The organism is Burkholderia sp. M6-3, assembly GCF_050858985.1.
Taxonomy (GTDB): Bacteria; Pseudomonadota; Gammaproteobacteria; order Burkholderiales; family Burkholderiaceae; genus Paraburkholderia; species Paraburkholderia caledonica.
The window spans coordinates 2150467-2168571 of the sequence record NZ_CP110091.1; the positions used below are offsets into that span (position 1 = coordinate 2150467).

An 18105-nucleotide genomic window follows, 5' to 3' on the forward strand; every position below is an offset into this window, starting at 1 on the left:
GCGGCCGCCACCGAGAAAACATGGCTCGCACCATGAAGCTGCGCGGTTCGCACGCGAAACAGGGAGCGTTGAACGAAGATGGCTCCTGCGATTTCTCTGTCCACCTAAAATATAAGCGTGCGTGCGACCTCGAAGAGGGTTGCCATCAACCAGACCATGATCAGTTTTGTAGTGGGGATCGTGGTGCTGCTATGCGTCGCGATATTCGCCGCGGCACGGGACAGGCAAGGACGCAAGGACGAGCCGGTTACCCGTCGGCTAGACGCGCATCCGATAAAGGAGTGGTTGCCCCATAAGCACTGAGTGGTTGAAGATGATTTTTCGAAACGCTGGGCCGCGCGCGTGCTATTTCTCTATCGTGCGGTCTATCGCCTGATGTAAAGCGGGAATAGATTGAAAGGACGATATGACGTACGCAATTTGGGGAATCGTGGTTGGCCTGGCGCTGATGTTCGGCGTGTCGCTGCAGCGGTACAGGCGTAGCCTTCTGCGCAAGCGGGAAATCCGTTGGATGGCTGACAACCATGTATTGGACAGGCTACGCAAGCAATTGGGATTGTCGCTCCAGAAATGACACGCGCTCGGCAGATGGAGAGTTGCAAAGACTACTTTTTGGAGGAGTGGCGAAATGACCATGAATTACGCAGGCAAGTCGCACGATGAAGCAGTGGCAGCGCGGCACATGCAGAAGCAAAAGGCACAGGAACAGGCCGGCGGCGAAATGGCGATAGAAGGAACGGAGGCCGACGCGGGGCATAGTTGCGGCGAGCTCTCCGAGCGTGGCAAGCAGGTATGGCGAAGTGGAAGCGGGATCAACGGTGGGGGGAAGGAGTGATAGGGCCTCGTCGATGCGATGCGGGCGGAAATCACTTGGGCCGCCGCCATTGGGAGTAGACCCCATTCCGCCACTCCGCCACTCCTGCACCGCGACGTTGATGGCGGCGAAATGACCGGCATTGAAGCTGGCTTCCCGAAAGGGTGATCGAATCCGGTGCACATCGATCCACCCGCTTATTTTGATTGCGATATGAGGCCGGTTACGGTTACTGCACTGGTACAGAAGAAGACTGCGTAACGTGCCACCATTTCTGGATCTTCGCGACCAACAAAAGGGCGCGCGGCCATAGGTTCCATTCACGCGCCCTAAATCGCTTTAACGCACAGCAAATTAAAGATTCAAAGTCCTGGGCGCCTGTCAGTCTGCCGATTTCCCGCGCTTCTTGTGTGACGAACAACAGTTGGACATACTCATCACCCTCCAAAAGCGAATCGCGGTAGGGTAATGGTGAAGACGCAGCCGACGCCCGGTAGGTCGCGGACGCTGAGAGTACCCGCATTTGCTTCCACGTTACGCCGCGATATGGCAAGACCTAGTCCCAAGCCTGTCCTGTCCTCGCTGTTCTGGGGAAACGGCACAAACATTCTTTCTGCATCTCCGGGCGGCAGACCACCGCAATGATCCTTGACGTCGATCAGGATCCGGTCAGACAGCGCATAAGCTTCCAACGTCACCTCTGTGTGAGGACGTGTGAATTTGAAGGCGTTTTGCAGCAGATTTGCTAATGCCGAATAGAGCTGATCACGGTCTCCGCTAATGGCAAGCCGTGCATCCACCGCCGAAACCGTGAGCGCGCAACCGCGAACCTTAGCCGCAAGGTCAGCGGCATACTTCACTTCAGCTATGAAATCAGTGACAGAGAACAGTCCGGATTGCCCTGAAATCCCGCTTGCCTTTCGAACCTCGTCCAGCGAGTGACTGATCAGATCGCGCAATCCGTCCAGGCTACGCTCCAGAACTGCGCCAGTAGCTCCGGACAGGTTCAGATTTCCGGTTTTTGCGGCTGTGAATGCCAGTGTTGCGGTTTGCAGGAAGTTACGCAGTTCGTGCGCGAAGGACCCGAGCCTTTGATGCATTTCGATAGCTTGACGATCCGCGATGGCAAAATCGCGTTGATAGCTGAATTCAGTGACCGCATCGGCAATGGCATTGTCCAGGCATCGGTTGAGCGTGCGAAATTCGTCTGTCAGAAATGGAGCATCGCGCTCAAACGCGAGGTCCGTGATCGCCTGGCACAGGTCGCCGTAGTCGTGAACGACCTGATCGACCGAGAAGCCGAGTGTCAGTAACGTCCGTCCGTGCTCTGCCGCTGACTTACCGATTTCAGATTGGGACGCTCCTCCGCCCGAGGGACCCGAAATCTTGCGACTGTCCATGGGCTGCGACGTCTGCTCCGTCCTGAGGGTCCTGATGAGCTGATCCAGGAAAAGCGGGATGCCATTTTGCAGTTGTTGCGCCGTAGCCTGACGCGCCGGCCTCTGAGCCACCTTCGCGCGGCACCGTTCTATCAACGCATCGCGATTGGTTGCGAGAAAAACATGCATCATGAAACACCCCCAGAGCGCCCGAGCCCGGCTTTTACAAAATGGCATGCCGACGCTTTCAGGCGCGTTCGCATTTGGCGATATGTCTTTGTCGCATCAATCGCGATCCCTTGAAGAAAAAGAAGCCGCAGCGTTTGCCGCGGCCTTTGGAAACACACGCGCCGGCATCAGCCAAACGCTAGACGATTATCCTGAGGATCGCCGTGGTTGTCGGTACGCTGTCGTACGGCTCGTCAGGGCGTTCCGACGCAATGCTGCGACTGAGAGGAGGAATGAAAACGGCTTCTCAGCCGTGCGGCGCTAGCGCCGATAGAAAAAGCTGCGCATGGATAACTGCGCACGGGCGTGTGATGCAGGGGTTATTCTTTGGGGTTCGTCGCCGCTTCAGAGGTTGCGGAAAAGCCGTTCGCATTCGCGGCGCACGACACCGTAGCACTCGCAAACGTGAGACTCGAGCGAGGAGCGGTCGATCACTTCTATCCGTCCACGGTTATAACGAATCGCGCCGCTCGCCTGGAGTTGTTGCGCCACCTCGGTCACGCTGGCACGCCGCACACCCAGCATATTCGCTACCAGGTCCTGCGTCATCTGCAACTCGTTGCTCTGAAGGCGATCCAGACTCAGCAACAGCCATCGGCAAAACTGTTGTGCGATCGAATGATGCCGGTTGCAGACTGCAGTCTGGGCCATCTGAGTAATGAGTGCCTGCGTGTAACGCAGAAACAGACGCTGGACATAGCCCCCGCGCGCAAACTCCTCGACGGCGAACTGGGCGCTCAGCCTATAGGCTTTACCCGCGCTTTGCACGACGGCACGATTGGAGATCGTGTCCCCGCCCATAAAGAGCGCTACGCCAAGAATTCCATCTTTACCGACGACCGCAATCTCGGCTGACTGCCCGTTTTCCATCACATGAAGCAGGGAGATAATTGCTGTGGTGGGCAGATAAACGTGCGTCAGGCGATCCCCCGGTTCATATACGACCTTTCCGAGAGACATGGCGACGGGAGACAGGTTCGGCAAGATGCGCGCCCGTTCTTCCGCGGGCAGACCTGCAAGCAACTGGTTTTCGTCCTGCACCGGCTCCCCGTCGTACAACGAGTTGCGACCCAAATCCCTTGCCTGCATGCCACGCGACACCCGCGCAGTCAGATTGATGTGTTGCCGCTCCAGTTCCTTCCGGTTCTGTTCTGGCAACAGGCTGAGCACAGCCGAACGCAACGTGTCATGCCCGAGCGCGTCGAGGATTTTGAGTTTGGTAAGCGTTCCCAGATCGCTTTTGCCCGTGCGCCACGCCGAAATCTGCGCGCGTGTGAGTCCCAGGCTCTCGGCCAATTGTGCATCGCTGCCAAACTCGCCGAACCGTTTCACGTCGTCGTACAGCGCATGCCAATCGAATGTCATTCAGTAAGGGCGAAAGGGTTTGTCAAATGAGTTTGACGCGAGTATGGTGGTATGAAATACTGCCGCGATACAAACTCCGCAAACTACGACGTAAAGTGTATTCGGGCGTTATAGCACATCGCGTGCGGACAACGAATGAAACGTCCCCACCCCCTCGACATTGCCTTCCGTTATAACCGGAGTCTTCGCTTGAACGATTTGACATCGTACGTGCGGCTGCCGCATGGGCACGACTCCGTAGATCCGCTAACTGTTGCGTCCGAGCCTATGGACGACGACCAGTTCTCAGCGCGTCGGATTGAATTCATTCGTCATTTGTTCGGCTATTCCGCTTATCTGCGCGAGCACGCCAGGGCGACGCCGGTGTCTGACGCTTTCCTGCCAGTATTCGTCATGCTGCTGGAGGTCCTCGAGCTGAACGCTCCAATCGAAGCACGTCAATGCGTCGCCCAACTCACCCAGGTGATACGGGTGACGTTTCCCGGCCTGGACGTCGATCCTGTACAGGCTCTGGAAACGGCCATCACCGAGCTCAAGCCGTCCGGGACCTGAGAAAGCTCTTCCCGAACTCCGGTGACTGGAGGTAGCTGAGCCCTCCAGTATCAACAACATTGCTCCGCAGCGCTAAGTAAATCGCAGATGGCAGATCAAGGTAGGGAAGCCAGATCGGGCGGTAACGGCAAGCGCCACTTCACCCGTATCTTTGCCATTTCGACTTTCAGCGACTGGCTCATCCTGGCGGGGACGACCGTCGCTGCCGTTCTGACGATCCTGTTCATGATCGGTTTGTATTGTTTGGGTGATGCGTGAGGTTTCCTGGCAGAGGGCAGCCTTCTTTACAGACGCGATAACCAGGCGCAAGACCTTGGTCAGCTAGCGCTGTGTGGCATGGGCCGCACTTTAAGGTCCGTCACCGCGCGCCGCGTCGGACGCGCCGATGACCCCCGGTGTCTTCCAGAATCGAGCCCCGTTTTCTTCAATTCACGTCTGCGCGGCGCGGATGGCGATGCCGAGCAGTTCGCGGGTTCCCACATGGTGATAACCTGATCCTCCATACTTTCTATTCAACGTCCTCCGCTGCCAAGTGCGTCGAACCGCGACGAGTTGACACTGTGATTGCAGATTGCCCGATCGAACGCATTGAAACCGTGCTGTGGCTTGGACGAATGGGGACAGCCCACATCCCGGACTTGGAGTCGCAACCATTGGCGGGCAGCTAAGCGTCGCTCAACGGACATTAAAAGACGCCTGCCGAACCGCCGCTCATGGCCGACAAGCGCACGCTCGCCGGCCACCGGTGATCACACTTCGGTTTGCTCCGCCATTTCGAGAGCATCGTCAACCTCAATCCCGAGGTATCGCACGGTGCTTTCTATTTTTGTATGGCCCAAGAGCAATTGGACCGCGCGCAAGTTCTTAGTGCGTCGATAGATCAACGACGCTTTCGTTCGTCGCATGGTGTGCGTACCGTACGCGGTGTCGTCAAGCCCGATTGACGCGACCCAACGATGAACGATGCGCGCATATTGGCGCGTCGACACATGCGCTGAGGCATGCAGTCGACTTGGAAACAAATAGTCGGCAGGCTTTAACCCCCGTGCCGAAATCCAGGCAGAGACACTTTGACGAGTCTGCTCCGTGATTTCGAACTGCACTGGTCGATGCGTTTTCTGCTGCATGAAAGTCGCGCGAGCTACGACATGACCTCCCATGGAGACGTCCTGCACTTGCAAGCGTGTCAAATCGCACGCTCGAAGCTTACTGTCGATCGCAAGGTTGAACATCGCCAACTCGCGAGCGTTGGATGACATGTGGAGCCTTGTCCGAATCGCCCAGATCTCACGAAGCTTCAACGGAGGCTTCTGTCCGGTCAGCCTCCCCTTATTCCACGGCACCCGACGAGCGGGCGAACAATTAAGCGCTTCCATGGCAACCTCCTCTTCGATGAAGGGAGATCAATCTTGCGCTCACGCCAGCGGTCGCTGTTCAACCCCGAACGGACTTTCGGCCTGCTCAAGACCGAACGACCGAAGTCAGACCGTTAACGCCCTTAGGAAAACTCCCACCACTTGCTGGTTAAATCCCGGGCGCGCGTGACTGGTGAACTTCAGTTCACGGATTCGTCGAGGTACGAGGTCCACACAAACCGGAGGCAGCGATCGCCGACGCAAGAGGGTGATACTCTTAGGCATCCGATTCGCAAATGTACGCGTGCTCTTCGCCGCTGCTCGTCGAGAGTAATATTCTTTGGAGAATTCTGATGGGGAAGAAATCGGCTTCTGTCGATGCCAGCGACTCGAACGAAACAACTGAACAGGCGTTGGCGGCACTGACAATACAGATCAAGGAGTTTGTGCAGAACAGGTCGCTCGACAGCCGGTTTGCTGCGAAACTCGTAAGGCGGTTGAAGAAGGAAGCAGATGCCATTCTGGAAGGCAGCAATGCAACGAAGACGGGGCAGAAGGAGCTAAAGAACGCCTTCGACGCAGTTGACGCGGTGCTGCGTGAACACGATGCAGCGCTGCTCGTCACGGCAAACGCGGCGCTGCGGCAGACAGACAACGCAGCTAGTAGCAAGAAGTCGCAGCAACGGCCAAAGGAAGGTTGAGCAAGCCACCGCCTGTCGAAAGCGTCTTGCTTCCTTACACCGGCAGTAGTTCTTTCCTTGGGCTACAGGTTTGCTTAGTGTATTGGGGGGCGTGACGGTGGCCCACTGATGCGAGCGGGCTTTTCCATGTCTGACCATCCGCAACAGTGCGCCATTTCGGTCCATCCTGCTCTTGCTAGCTAACGAATCGGGGATCTCACGAAATATCCGTACGACAACTTGGCCGCCGGCATCGTGTGTCTCACCATGGCGTTTGTATGCCTAGGCGCGTTGCTGCTCGGCTGCCCTGGTCGGCGGCTAGAAACCCCGCTTCTCGCTTAGAGGTCGCTGGGTCTGAGGCTGCCTGGATCGCCGACCATCGCCTCAAACACATCGAGTGTGAATTCAGCACTGACGATGTCCCATTCTGGTGAGCCGAAAGGCACGTCCTCAGGGTTCTTCTTTCCTCGCATCCGACGCACGATGCGCACCGTCGAGGTGTGCACCATTATCTGGTCATACAGGGGATGATCGGGGCCATCGGGGCGGTCCTTGTTCATGGTTGAATTCCGACGGTCGATGGATACACTGTAGTCCACACGTTGAAGGAAATGTATGAAGCCGACCAGATTGCGACTGCCGCGCGAGGAAACGAGCGACCTTGCCGACGACCTTACCGCCTGGGCAGCATCGAGTGGCGTTGATCCTGGCCTGACCGTCGTCAGTGAAACCGGCGGCCCGGCCAACGATAGTTCGCCTGTGCTGTACGCTGCCTACGTCAGCGAAAGCTTCTTCGAGCAGTTCCCGGAATGGCGGATGTATATCGAGCAGTAGTCCGTGCACTTATATGTCCCGCAGCTCGCGGTCGCACGCGGCAGAGATGCTGCGGACAACTGGAGATTCGTAGTCGAGCCTCCAGCTGTCCGTGAACAGTTCCGCAAGCTTGTGTTCATTGGCGAAGTGCGGCAGGTTGCCGAAGTCCGACGCCACGATTTCCGAGACACACTTGAAGTGCATTCGCTCAAGCCAGTCTACCTCTGCGCTATTGGCGTAGAGCCATATGTGCAGAGACTCGACGAAGTGGTCAGTCCTTAACCAATCGCCTGTGCGCGCGCGAGCGATCAATTGCGCTACGACCAGGTAGCAGAGCAGTTCGACCTTGGCTTTTGGCTGCATTGAATGTCAGGCGGGTTTAGAGTTCGAACAGCCTGACGAAATCTTCAGCGGACGGTCGCGCAGGGGCCTAGCTTTCGAGCATACTCTACGCCCGTCGCTTTGCCTTCTTCTTTTCGTCATCCGAGCCGATCCCGCGGACCCAGTGCACGCAGCCTTGTTCTGGTTGGGCGTTGACCTGCGGGCGACCGCCGTACATGCATAGAACGATCGAGCCGCCGGCGCGGTACTCCGCGAAGTGCTCGCACCCGATGCAGGGTGCGCGGATTCCCGTATGGGTCGAAATGAGGCGTGGTGTACACCCTGTATGGATGTACAGTATATGGCGAGACACAAGCCTATGGCTGATTCGCACTTGCCGGGAAACGGAATTAGCTGGACTAGAGCGCGCTTAGCTGGACTCCAACGCACGAAATTGTTTGGACTGTCCGGGTCGGCGGTGGTAGCCAGCAAGACCGGTCTCCCTAGGCGGTGGTTATGCGAGGGGACCGGCACTTCGCGACCCTAAGCTGTCGTCCCCTGTAATACCGTGTGACTAACTACGAAAGTCACCGTGCTACGATACCTGGAAGCGAGGGGGTGGCATGAACCCGAACCGATTTTGGGTCGGCAACATCGAGTGCACATTTCGAGCGGTTCCAATTGGCGAGAGCTGGGCGACACAGATTGTGCAAATGATCACGGCAAGTCTCCACCTGGACTTGCCCCCGCATGACCGGACATGCGGTCACGCTTAGGTTGGTGAATTTGCTCGCTGGCGAAACTCGCGTGGCGAGCAGTATTTCAGGGCGCTGTGCGGATGCGACTCGTTGTAGTGGTCAAACGCGATGGCCAGGTTCTGCAACGCGGTTCTCGCGTCCGGCTTGGGCATCCACGAGACGTAGTCTCTCTTCATCGTTTTGACGAAGCTCTCGGCCATGCCGTTGCTCTGCGGACTTCTGACCGGCGTCGTGATGGGTTTCAGGCCCACTTTTTTCGAGAACGTCAGCGTGTCCTCGGCCAGGTAGCAGGAACCGTTGTCGCTGAGCCATTCGATTTCGTTGTCGGCTTTCAGCGCACCATCGAAACGGTTTTCTACAGCCTGAAGCATCACATCGCGCACCATGTCTCCGGTATAGCCTCCAGTGGTCGCAGCCCAGCTCATGGCCTCCCGGTCGCAGCAGTCGAGTGCAAAGATGACGCGCAGCGGCGAGCCGTCATCACAACGGAATTCGAAGCCGTCCGAGCACCAGCGCGCATTGCTCCGGTCCACCGCGACCCTGCCGTCGTGTCGGCGCGTTGACTGGGCATGGCGCGGGCGGCGTTCGAGCAGCAGGCCGTAGGTATGCATAACCCGATAAACCCGTTTTGCATTAACGCGAGGCTGCCCCTGTGCGTCGCGGTTTCGCCGTAGCAGGGCCCAGGCGCGCCGGTAGCCGTAAGTTGGCAAATCAGCGACCAACTCCTGGAGCTCCGCGACGAGCGGCATGTCGTCACGGGCGGGCGTCTTACGCCTGTCGACCCATTCAGCGTCGCGCTTTGATTTCACCGCGAGATTCGAGCGCGACACACCCAGGACTTCGCAGACCGTCTTCATCGGTCGTCCCCCGGCAGCAATGGTGAGCGCGCAATCAATTTTTTTGCCCGGCCGTACTCCACTGCTTCGCGGAGGATTTCCACTTCCATCGTCTTTATATGGACGCCTCCGGCTTGCCAAGGACTTGTTGCGTTGTCGAACAGATGCAGGCTGCGGTTTTATATTCGGCCCGTGCAGGTCGATGCCCGCTGGCCCCAATGGAATCCGCTGACTCAATCCTCATTTTTGCCACGGACCATGACGTCCGGAAGACGATGCAGGTTTGATGAGTCTCGGTCTTACCTGTTTACCATTGCAACGTCACCTTGCGCAACCTTGAACGATAGAGTTGAGAATCAGAACGACGTGGTACGGTGGTGGGTCAAGTCGCCGCGACGGGCGGTGGGTAGCTAGCGCTGTATGAACGACCGTGGGCCAGCAGCGCCCATATAGTTCGGGCAATTTTGTTTGCCATCGCAACGACTACGACATTGAGCGGACGACGCATGCTTAATTGCACGGCCCACGAACCTGGGTCTTTCGCATGTTTCATGACGGAGCGGGCACCGTGAATCATAAGGGTCCGCAGATATCGGTCTCCTCGCTTACTGATGCCAAGCAGGCGGACCTTGCCACCAGTTCCGAACTGCGCGGGAACAAGCCCCAGCCACGCCGCGAATTCCCGCCCGGACCGGAAGGCTTTCGGGTCGCCCATGGAAGCGACAGCGGCAGTAGCAGTGAGGAATCCCACGCCCGGGATTTCTGCGATTGCCCTGCAGGCCGGGTTCTCACGTAACCATGCACGTAGTCGCTGCTCAATGACAGCAATCTGCTTGTCGATATCGACTAGCCGCTGCCATTGCTCTCGAAGAGAATCTATCAATACCCGTGGCAGGCGCGAATCGAGACGCTGCAGGACGTCTGGCATGGCCCGGTTCATTGCCGCACGCCCAACGCCCATCACTTCTCCGTACTCTCCCAGCAAACCCCTCAGACAGTTGGACTGGGAGCGTCGGAATATAACGAGCTGCTGCCGCATTCGATGCAACGCAAGAACGGCCTGCTGGGCTTCAGTCTTAACCGGCACGGCCCTCACACCCGGGTGTTTTGCTGCTGCCCAGATGGCACGCGCATCAGCTACGTCATTCTTGTTTCCTGTCACGAACGCCTTCACCAGCTTGCCGGGCATCAGCTTGACCTCGTGCCCGAGCTCAATGAGACGACGTGCCCAGTGCTGTGAACCTCCACAAGCCTCCATCCCAACAAGGCATCGTTCGCGATTAGCAAAGTGCTCCAGAAACTCGGTACGACGAAGCTGTCTGTCGAACACCTCGCCGGTATCTGTAACTATCCAGTGCAGCTGGAAAACCCGCTTGGCGATGTCTACGCCCACGACTGTCGGTTCCATTTGCGCTCTCCGGTAGGACGAGGCCTCAATTATGCGATGAGGAGGCGTCCATACCATTTTTGCCCAGCAGTCGCTGGAGTTCACGAATCTGCTTCATCGCTTCGGCCAGGTCGGATGCAGGCACAACCTGCTCGCCAGCACTGACTGCTGACAGGCTTCCGTCCTGATAGAGCTTGCGCCAGGCGAACACCTGGTTTGCATTCACCTGATGACGACGGGCAACTCCGGAAACGCTTGCTCCGGGCTCGAAGGTCTCGCGCACTATCGCGAGCTTCTCATCGACAGAGCGCCGGCGGCGCTGTTCGGGCTGGGTCAGAACTTCAATCGGTTCCACGTTAGAGCTGGGCTTAAACATAGGCGTAAGACTACCTCAAAGTTTAAGCGTTACCTCGTGTCCGGTTTTCGCGGGGGCCGGCCCACCACCGGAAGTGAGCACGAGTGGCGGCGTAGTGCTTTTCGGGACCGAGGCAGAGGCACTTTCCTTTGCCGAAGGGTTGGCACATGATCTGGCCGAATCGCATCTGAAGTAGGTTGCTCTGCCGTGACCTGGTCTGACTGCTTATCACGACTGGCGTAATGACGTTACTTTCAGGCAGCCTCGGTGACGCTCCGGTTAGCCGCTATCGAAGGCGAACCGGACTTTCGAGCGTCGTCGCACCACCTCCATCGAGCGGCAGTTCCTGGCCGCACAGCGACCGATGGTTCATCGCATCCGGCGTCGCCCGGGTTCAAACGCAGTGTGCTCCACTATCTCAAGCGCACCATCTGCCTCGAGGCCAAGAAGTACCATCGAGGTAAGGGAGACGTTGCAGAGCGTTCAATCCATTGCCGCGCTGGCTTCATCCATGCTCGATGCCAAGCAGCCGCGCGTCCAGCCGCCGCGCTAGCGCCGCGCCGCCTTCGCGCATCACTGCATCGTGGTTCCACTGGAAAACCGGTCGCAACAACGGCGCCAATGCATTCATCCAGGCGCGGTTCGTATGCACGCACCAGTCATAGCGGACCACGGTAAGGTTACGCCCGACGGTCGAAAAGCTCCACCGACCGGCCCCTTCAACGTCGCCACTGGCTTCCCCCTCGAGCGCGACCAACGGGTCGACGCGCGTCACCCGCATATCGAACACGAGGCGATAGGGCAACCAGCCTTTCCACGTATAGCGTTGCACGACGCCCACGCCCTGATCGGAACCAGCCTCGAGCTGGTCCACGCGCTCGACGTTATTCCACCACTCGGGCCAGCGCGCCGAATCCTGGATTGCCGCCCAAACTTCCTGCACTGGCGCATCGATGCGCCAAATGGTGGAAAAGCGGTATTCGACCGTCCGCAAGCTGCCTCCGTTCTTAGTATTTTTCTAGACGGTGTTATGCACTTTTGTTAAGGGATGCGAAGTGAACAAGCATAAGCACGGAGAACACGACAAAGTGCAAGCCAGCCAAGGTTTCGGGCAGTCGCTCGTAATCCCTGGCCAATCGGCGGAAGCGGTTGAGCCAGCCAAAGCTGCGCTCGACGACCCAGCGACGTGGCAACAGTACAAAGCCTTTTTTCGCCTCCGACAGCTTGATGACCTGAAGCTCAATGCCCTCGTCGAGTGCCGCCTGCGCGGGCTCTTCGCCGGTGTACCCCTGATCTGCAAATGCTACCTTGACCGTCTGCCCCGTGACCTGCTGGACCTGCCGCGCCAGTTCTCCAACCTGTGCGCGCTCCTGTTCGTTGGCTGGCGTCACATGCACTGCGAGCAGTTGTCCCAAGGTATCAACCGCGATGTGCACCTTGCTGCCTTTCTTGCGTTTGTACCCGTCATAGCCTGCACGCGGTCCGCTCTCGCACGTCGATTGCAGCGTCCGGCCATCAAGGATCACTGCACTGGGCTGACCTCGACGATCCTGCGCCACCCGGATGATCGAGCGCAGGTCATGGACCATGGCTTCGAAACAGCCCGCCTGAATCCAGCGTTGCGTCTGCTGATAGACCGTCTCCCACGGCGGAAAGTCATTGGGCAGCAGACGCCACGGCGCACCCGCGCGGACAATCCAGCGCAAAGCGTTGAACATTTCGCGCAATTCGTATCTGCGTTGTGGTGCGTCTTTGCTCATCAAGGTCAGGTACGGAGCAGCGAAGTACCACTCTTCATCCGACACATCCGTTGGATAGGGTCTGCGTTTTTTCATCCGGCCAGGATACCAGGTCTGGCCGAAAGTTCATAACACCGTCTAGAGATTTTGTCAGACGCTCATTGCACTTGCCATCACCGGCGAAACAGCACCGCGTTTCCACCCCTCGATACCTCGTTCGAGCTATCTGCAACAAAACGCAGGACAGAGACAGCCGGTCTGTGCACGAGGGCCGACGGCCGCGAGCTTCATCCAAACCCGGCCTAGTGCTGCCTGACGCGACCGCCTCATGTCGACCCGATGCAGACGGTCATAGTGCTCGCGGAGAGGGTCCGCTTTCAATACCGTGCTGCCGATGCCGTTACCCGGATTCGTGCGCTTCGTCACGAAGATCCTGCGCAATAAAATCGACAAACGCGCGGATTCGATTTGACATCTGATGTCGTTGCGAATACACGGCGAATATATCGGCGTTCGGCGTATCGTGATCGGGTAGCACGACGACCAAAGAACCGTCAGCCAGATAATGTTTGATGTCCCACTCGGCCCGCATCAGGATGCCGTGTCCTTCAAGAGCCCACTTTACGGCGATCTCTCCATCGTTCGTTGTCAGCGTGCCATTGATACGCACAGCCTCGGTTTTTCGCGACGAGCCCCTTCCCGAAGTCAGACGCCACACGCCATAGGCTTCGTCGCCCTGACGGATGCCGATGCAGTTGTGTCGGGTCAAGTCGTGCGCGGTCATCGGCAGCCCGCGTGACGCGATATACGAAGGTGCGGCACACAGCAAGCGCCGGTTCGCCGCAAGACGGCGCGCGACCACGCGCGTATCGGGCGGCTCGCCGAAGCGGATGCAGACGTCGAATGCATCGTCCGTCAGCGGCGGAGGCGTCACGGACAGTTGAAGTTGCACCGACACCTGCGGATATGTCGCGACAAAGCGCGAAATCGCGGGCGCCACATGGCTGCGCCCAAAACCGAGCGTCGCGTTCACCCGCAGCAGTCCCTTTGGACTTTTCTTCGCGGTACCCAGCAGTTCGGCCAGTTCGTCAATCTCGTCGAGGATTCGACGCGCGTGCTCGAGGTACAACTCGCCCTCTGGCGTGAGCATCATCCGGCGTGTCGTGCGGTTGATCAGGGCAACGCCCGCACGACTCTCCATCTGGGTTAAATGCTTGCTTACGGCCGGCGGCGTCAGGCCAAGTTCCCGTGCCGCCGCGCTCAGACTGCCTGACGCGGCGAGGGTCGAGAAGAAACTCAGATCGGACGGCTGGACGGTGTCGAGCATGGCCTCCACCTATGAATCCAAGTTAAAGATACTTTGAGTTTAGCACCGGTTTTTGTCTCTGGAGATGGGTAAAGTTCATTCACACCCACAACACCTGAAGGACGGAGACATGAAGACCTATCGCATCGCAACCATCCCCGGCGACGGCATCGGCAAGGAAGTCGTACCCGCAGGCGCGCAGGTGCTCCAGGCACTCGCAAAGACGACGAAGTCGTTCGCATTTGAATTCGAAAACTTCGACTGGGGCGGCGACTACTACCGCAAGCATGGTGTCATGATGCCCGAGGACGGCCTCGACTCGATCCGCGACAAGGACGCGATCCTGTTCGGCTCGGCCGGTGACCCGGACATTCCCGACCACATTACGTTGTGGGGTTTGCGTCTCAAGATCTGCCAGGGCCTCGATCAATATGCCAACGTCCGTCCGACGCGCATCCTGCCGGGCATCGACGGGCCGCTCAAGCGCTGCAAACCGGAAGACCTGAACTGGGTCATCGTCCGCGAAAATTCAGAAGGCGAATATTCCGGCGTAGGCGGCCGCGTCCATCAGGGACATCCAATTGAAGCGGCAACCGATGTGTCGATCCTGACCCGCGCTGGCGTCGAGCGCATCATGCGTTTCGCGTTCCGTCTCGCGCAATCGCGACCACGAAAACTGTTGACCGTCATTACCAAGAGCAACGCGCAACGGCACGCAATGGTGATGTGGGACGAGATCGCACTCGAAATCTCGAAGGAATTCCCGGACGTCACATGGGACAAGGAACTGGTGGACGCATCGACCGCCCGCATGATCAACCGTCCCGCGACACTCGACACGATCGTCGCTACCAACCTGCATGCCGACATTCTCAGTGATCTCGCCGCTGCACTCGCCGGCAGCCTCGGCATCGCCCCGACTGGCAATATCGATCCGGAGCGGCGCTTTCCGTCCATGTTTGAGCCGATCCATGGCTCGGCGTTTGACATCATGGGTAAGGGGCTGGCAAATCCGGTCGGCACCTTCTGGTCCGTCGTCATGTTGCTCGAGCACCTTGGCGAAGGCGACGCTGCCAGGCGCGTGATGCAGGCAGTCGAGGCGGTCACCGCCGACACGTCCTTGCATACACGTGATCTCGGCGGCACAGCCACGACGGCGCAAGTGACGGCCGCTGTTTGTTCGCTGATCGAGAAAGCTGCCGTCCCTAGCGGCAACGCTGCATAAGCACAAACACATCCGCGTACTTGCAAATCTCGGACCGCGAGCCCACCCGCCGGTGGGTTCGGTCGAAAAGCGCGGACTAAACACCTGACATAAAGACATCGCCGCTGCGCTGCGCGGTCGGCTGAACTCGTCCTTACGCGACAAATACAACGCAGGAGACAAGATGTTCACTCCCCTCAATCTCGCACCGTTCATCTCTGTTCCGGCTTGTGCGACCACACGAGAACAGACATGAAAACGGCCACCCACTTAAAGTCGTCGGCGGACATCGACACGCGCAGCGAACGGGATATCGATTGTCTGCTGCAAGACATGTTCGGGGCCGCTATCGCGACTGCACAGCCGGCACTACGTGTGCCCGACTTCCTTCCGACTCCGCCTCGCGGGCGAACAATTGTCATTGGCGCAGGCAAAGCGTCGGCCGCCATGGCAAAGGCTGTCGAAGATCACTGGACGGGCCAAATCGAGGGTCTTGTCGTCACACGTTACGGATACGCCGTTGCGTGCGAGCGAATCGAAATTGTCGAAGCGGCTCATCCGGTTCCCGATGAGAATGGGCTGAAAGCGGCTGGGCGAATGTTGCAGCTTGTCTCGGGACTGACAGCCGACGACCTCGTTCTCTGTCTCATCTCAGGAGGTGGATCTTCGCTGTTGCCGTTACCGGCTGAAGGCCTGACGCTGCAGGATAAGCAGGAAATCAACCAGGCCTTGCTATCCAGCGGCGCGACCATCTCCGAAATGAACTGTGTCCGCAGACACCTCTCGGCAATCAAGGGTGGTCGCCTTGCTGCGGCCTGCTACCCGGCCCGCGTCGTCAACCTGATCATCTCCGACGTGCCCGCCGACGCCGCAAGCGATATCGCATCGGGGCCGACCGTGCCGGATACGACGACTTGCGCGGATGCGTTAGCAGTGCTGCGACGCTACGAAATTTGTGCATCCCCCGCCGTCATCGATCTACTGGAAAGCAATCGCACAGAAACTCTGAAGCCCGATGACCCGCGCTTGCCCAACATCGAGACTCACCTGATTGCTACGCCTCAACTCGCTCTCGAAGCCGCAGCAACGCGCTCACGCGCGGCAGGAATTCAAGCGTACATCCTCGGTGACGCAATCGAGGGTGAAGCCCGTGACGTAGGTGCTGTGATGGCCGGCATCGCGAAGCAGGTTAGCCGACGCGGCCAGCCCTTCTTAACGCCCTGCATCCTGCTGTCCGGCGGTGAAACCACGGTCACCATCCGCGGGACCGGCCGCGGCGGTCGCAACGTTGAATTCCTGCTCTCGCTTGCGGTCGCGCTGAATGGTGAACCCGGTGTTTTTGCTATTGCGGGTGATACGGACGGCGTTGACGGCCAGGAGGAGATCGCTGGCGCATTGCTCAGGCCCGACACCCTGGCGCGCGCCCGGGATCGCGGCATCCGGCCAACCGAGCGTCTCGAAGACAACGACGCACACGGCTTTTTTCAGGCGCTTGGCGACTCGGTCATCACCGGGCCGACGCTGACCAACGTCAACGATTTTCGTGCCATTTTCATTGCCGCTCAGCACGGCGATCTTTCAGGGAGTAGATAAGATGCGCCGCAATCGAAATGCAAAAATTGTCGCCACACTGGGTCCGGCCAGCACTAGCCGTGAAACCATTGAAGCGTTGTTCAAAGCGGGAGCGGATGTCTTCCGGCTGAACTTCAGCCACGGAACTCACGAGGATCATCAACGTCGCCTCGAAGTCATCCGGTCTATCGAGCAAGACGCAGGTCGGCCCATCGGCGTGCTTCTTGACCTTCAAGGTCCGAAGCTGCGGATCGGCACGTTCGTCGACGGCCCCATCAAGCTTGAGAAAGGCGCAACGTTTCGACTTGATCTCGACGCAAAGACTCCCGGCGACATCAATCGCGTCGCCTTACCGCATCCGGAAATCTTCGCGGCGCTCAAGGCGCAAACAAATCTTTTACTTGACGACGGACGTGTGCAACTCCGGGTCGAGCGTTGCGGTCCGGACTTCGCCGAAACCTCCGTTGTCGTCGGGGGCGCGCTCTCCGAGCGCAAAGGCGTCAATGTTCCTGACGTGGTGCTTCCGCTCTCCGCGATGACGGACAAGGACCGTCGCGATCTGGAGTTCGGCCTCACGCTAGGCATCGACTGGTTGGCGCTTTCCTTTGTTCAACGCGTCGAGGACATCATCGAGGTCCGGAAAATTGTCGGCGACCGCATCGGCATCGTCGCGAAGCTGGAAAAGCCTGCGGCGATCGGAAGCCTTGATGCGATCGTCGCGGAAGCAGACGCCGTGATGGTCGCCCGCGGCGACCTCGGTGTAGAAATGCCGGCCGAGCAGGTGCCGGCAATCCAGAAGCGCATCGTGCGTGCCTGTCGCAAAGCCGGCAAGCCAGTCATCGTGGCCACGCAGATGCTCGAGTCGATGGTTACGGCCCCTGTTCCTACGCGAGCAGAGGCCTCTGACGTCGCGACGGCCATCTACGACGGCGCCGACGCAGTGATGCTATCTGCCGAATCGGCCAGCGGCAAATATCCCGTCGAAGCCGTACGGATGATGGATCTCATCATCGCCCAGACAGAAGCCGATCCGTACTACCGCGAGGTGATCGCGGCCTCGCATGCGGCACCTCATGCAAATACCGCGGATGCAATCGGGTATGCGATGCGCCATGTCACAGGTCTGCTTAACGCGATCGCGACGGTCGCCTACACGAGTTCCGGATATTCGGCGCTGAGGATGGCGCGTGAACGACCGTGTGCGCCGATTATCGGCATGACCCCGCGACAAGCTACGGCCCGTCGCCTGGCTCTTGCGTGGGGTGTCCACCCCGTCCTTTGTGACGAAGTCATCGACGTGCTCGAAGTCAGCGACCTTGCGTGCGACACCGTCCGCGAAGAAGGGTTTGGAGAAACAGGACAGACCGTCGTGATTTCTGCGGGAGTGCCTTTTGGGACACCCGGCACAACCAATCTTCTGCGTATCGCGCAAATCCAGTGA

Annotated in this window: 17 protein-coding genes and 2 pseudogenes; 8 read left to right on the forward strand and 11 right to left on the reverse strand. The window is 58.6% G+C overall.

The window, feature by feature from the left end; genetic code table 11:
* Window positions 1-628: 628 nt before the first annotated feature.
* Window positions 629-835, forward strand: a complete 207-nt coding sequence (locus OH764_RS27185; protein WP_087751464.1) for a hypothetical protein — start codon at window positions 629-631, stop codon at window positions 833-835.
* Between the two features lie 416 nt (window positions 836-1251).
* On the opposite strand, the gene OH764_RS27190 is transcribed toward OH764_RS27185, so the two are convergent.
* Together OH764_RS27190 and OH764_RS27195 are read right to left on the reverse strand one after the other, a co-directional pair.
* Complete coding sequence (locus tag OH764_RS27190; protein ID WP_498849215.1) at window positions 1252-2385, reverse strand: sensor histidine kinase; 1134 nt, start codon at window positions 2383-2385, stop codon at window positions 1252-1254.
* A gap of 381 nt (window positions 2386-2766) precedes the next feature.
* Window positions 2767-3786 carry a helix-turn-helix domain-containing protein gene (locus tag OH764_RS27195; protein WP_498849216.1) on the reverse strand — a complete coding sequence of 340 codons (1020 nt, stop codon included), beginning with the start codon at window positions 3784-3786 and terminating at the stop codon, window positions 2767-2769.
* Window positions 3787-3975: 189 nt separating this feature from the next.
* On the opposite strand from OH764_RS27195, the gene OH764_RS27200 reads away from it, so the two are divergent.
* Complete coding sequence (locus OH764_RS27200) at window positions 3976-4338, forward strand: hypothetical protein (RefSeq protein WP_498849217.1); 363 nt, start codon at window positions 3976-3978, stop codon at window positions 4336-4338.
* An 87-nt stretch (window positions 4339-4425) separates the two neighbouring features.
* Entirely contained in the window at window positions 4426-4596 is a 171-nt protein-coding gene (locus OH764_RS27205) for a hypothetical protein (protein WP_179214121.1), read from the forward strand.
* A gap of 491 nt (window positions 4597-5087) precedes the next feature.
* Here the strand turns inward: OH764_RS27205 and OH764_RS27210 are convergent, their stop codons facing one another.
* Window positions 5088-5714 carry a tyrosine-type recombinase/integrase gene (locus OH764_RS27210; protein WP_408471290.1) on the reverse strand — a complete coding sequence of 209 codons (627 nt, stop codon included), beginning with the start codon at window positions 5712-5714 and terminating at the stop codon, window positions 5088-5090.
* 332 nt (window positions 5715-6046) lie between these two features.
* On the opposite strand from OH764_RS27210, the gene OH764_RS27215 reads away from it, so the two are divergent.
* Window positions 6047-6394 carry a hypothetical protein gene (locus tag OH764_RS27215; protein ID WP_087751467.1) on the forward strand — a complete coding sequence of 116 codons (348 nt, stop codon included), beginning with the start codon at window positions 6047-6049 and terminating at the stop codon, window positions 6392-6394.
* Between the two features lie 317 nt (window positions 6395-6711).
* Here the strand turns inward: OH764_RS27215 and OH764_RS27220 are convergent, their stop codons facing one another.
* Window positions 6712-6933: a hypothetical protein gene (locus OH764_RS27220; RefSeq protein WP_498849218.1), complete on the reverse strand. Its 222-nt coding sequence runs from the start codon at window positions 6931-6933 to the stop codon at window positions 6712-6714.
* A 55-nt stretch (window positions 6934-6988) separates the two neighbouring features.
* On the opposite strand from OH764_RS27220, the gene OH764_RS27225 reads away from it, so the two are divergent.
* Window positions 6989-7207 (forward strand): hypothetical protein, encoded by a 219-nt coding sequence (locus OH764_RS27225; protein WP_087751468.1) that lies wholly within the window; start codon window positions 6989-6991, stop codon window positions 7205-7207.
* A gap of 9 nt (window positions 7208-7216) precedes the next feature.
* Here OH764_RS27225 and OH764_RS27230 read toward each other — a convergent pair whose 3' ends face one another.
* From OH764_RS27230 to OH764_RS27260, 7 genes and pseudogenes are all read right to left on the reverse strand, one after another.
* Window positions 7217-7549: a hypothetical protein gene (locus tag OH764_RS27230; RefSeq protein ID WP_087751469.1), complete on the reverse strand. Its 333-nt coding sequence runs from the start codon at window positions 7547-7549 to the stop codon at window positions 7217-7219.
* A gap of 730 nt (window positions 7550-8279) precedes the next feature.
* Window positions 8280-9217: pseudogene (locus OH764_RS27235) on the reverse strand (IS3 family transposase); the annotation flags it as partial.
* A 266-nt stretch (window positions 9218-9483) separates the two neighbouring features.
* The gene (locus tag OH764_RS27240) at window positions 9484-10509 is read right to left on the reverse strand and encodes an IS110 family RNA-guided transposase (RefSeq protein WP_498848681.1); all 1026 of its coding nucleotides are present in this window, start codon (window positions 10507-10509) and stop codon (window positions 9484-9486) included.
* Between the two features lie 46 nt (window positions 10510-10555).
* A pseudogene (locus OH764_RS27245) lies at window positions 10556-10864 on the reverse strand (transposase); the annotation flags it as partial.
* Between the two features lie 484 nt (window positions 10865-11348).
* A complete protein-coding gene (locus OH764_RS27250) occupies window positions 11349-11837 on the reverse strand; it encodes an SRPBCC family protein (RefSeq protein WP_149669161.1) in 489 nt (162 codons plus the stop codon).
* Between the two features lie 34 nt (window positions 11838-11871).
* A complete protein-coding gene (locus OH764_RS27255) occupies window positions 11872-12678 on the reverse strand; it encodes an IS5 family transposase (protein ID WP_498849038.1) in 807 nt (268 codons plus the stop codon).
* A 304-nt stretch (window positions 12679-12982) separates the two neighbouring features.
* Window positions 12983-13909: a LysR family transcriptional regulator gene (locus OH764_RS27260; protein ID WP_498849219.1), complete on the reverse strand. Its 927-nt coding sequence runs from the start codon at window positions 13907-13909 to the stop codon at window positions 12983-12985.
* 109 nt (window positions 13910-14018) lie between these two features.
* Here OH764_RS27260 and OH764_RS27265 point away from each other — a divergent pair, with 109 nt between their 5' ends.
* From OH764_RS27265 to pyk, 3 genes are all read left to right on the forward strand, one after another.
* Complete coding sequence (locus tag OH764_RS27265; protein ID WP_498849220.1) at window positions 14019-15113, forward strand: isocitrate/isopropylmalate dehydrogenase family protein; 1095 nt, start codon at window positions 14019-14021, stop codon at window positions 15111-15113.
* A gap of 312 nt (window positions 15114-15425) precedes the next feature.
* Complete coding sequence (locus OH764_RS27270; protein ID WP_498851311.1) at window positions 15426-16685, forward strand: glycerate kinase type-2 family protein; 1260 nt, start codon at window positions 15426-15428, stop codon at window positions 16683-16685.
* Window position 16686: 1 nt separating this feature from the next.
* Complete coding sequence (gene pyk, locus OH764_RS27275) at window positions 16687-18105, forward strand: pyruvate kinase (RefSeq protein ID WP_498849221.1); 1419 nt, start codon at window positions 16687-16689, stop codon at window positions 18103-18105.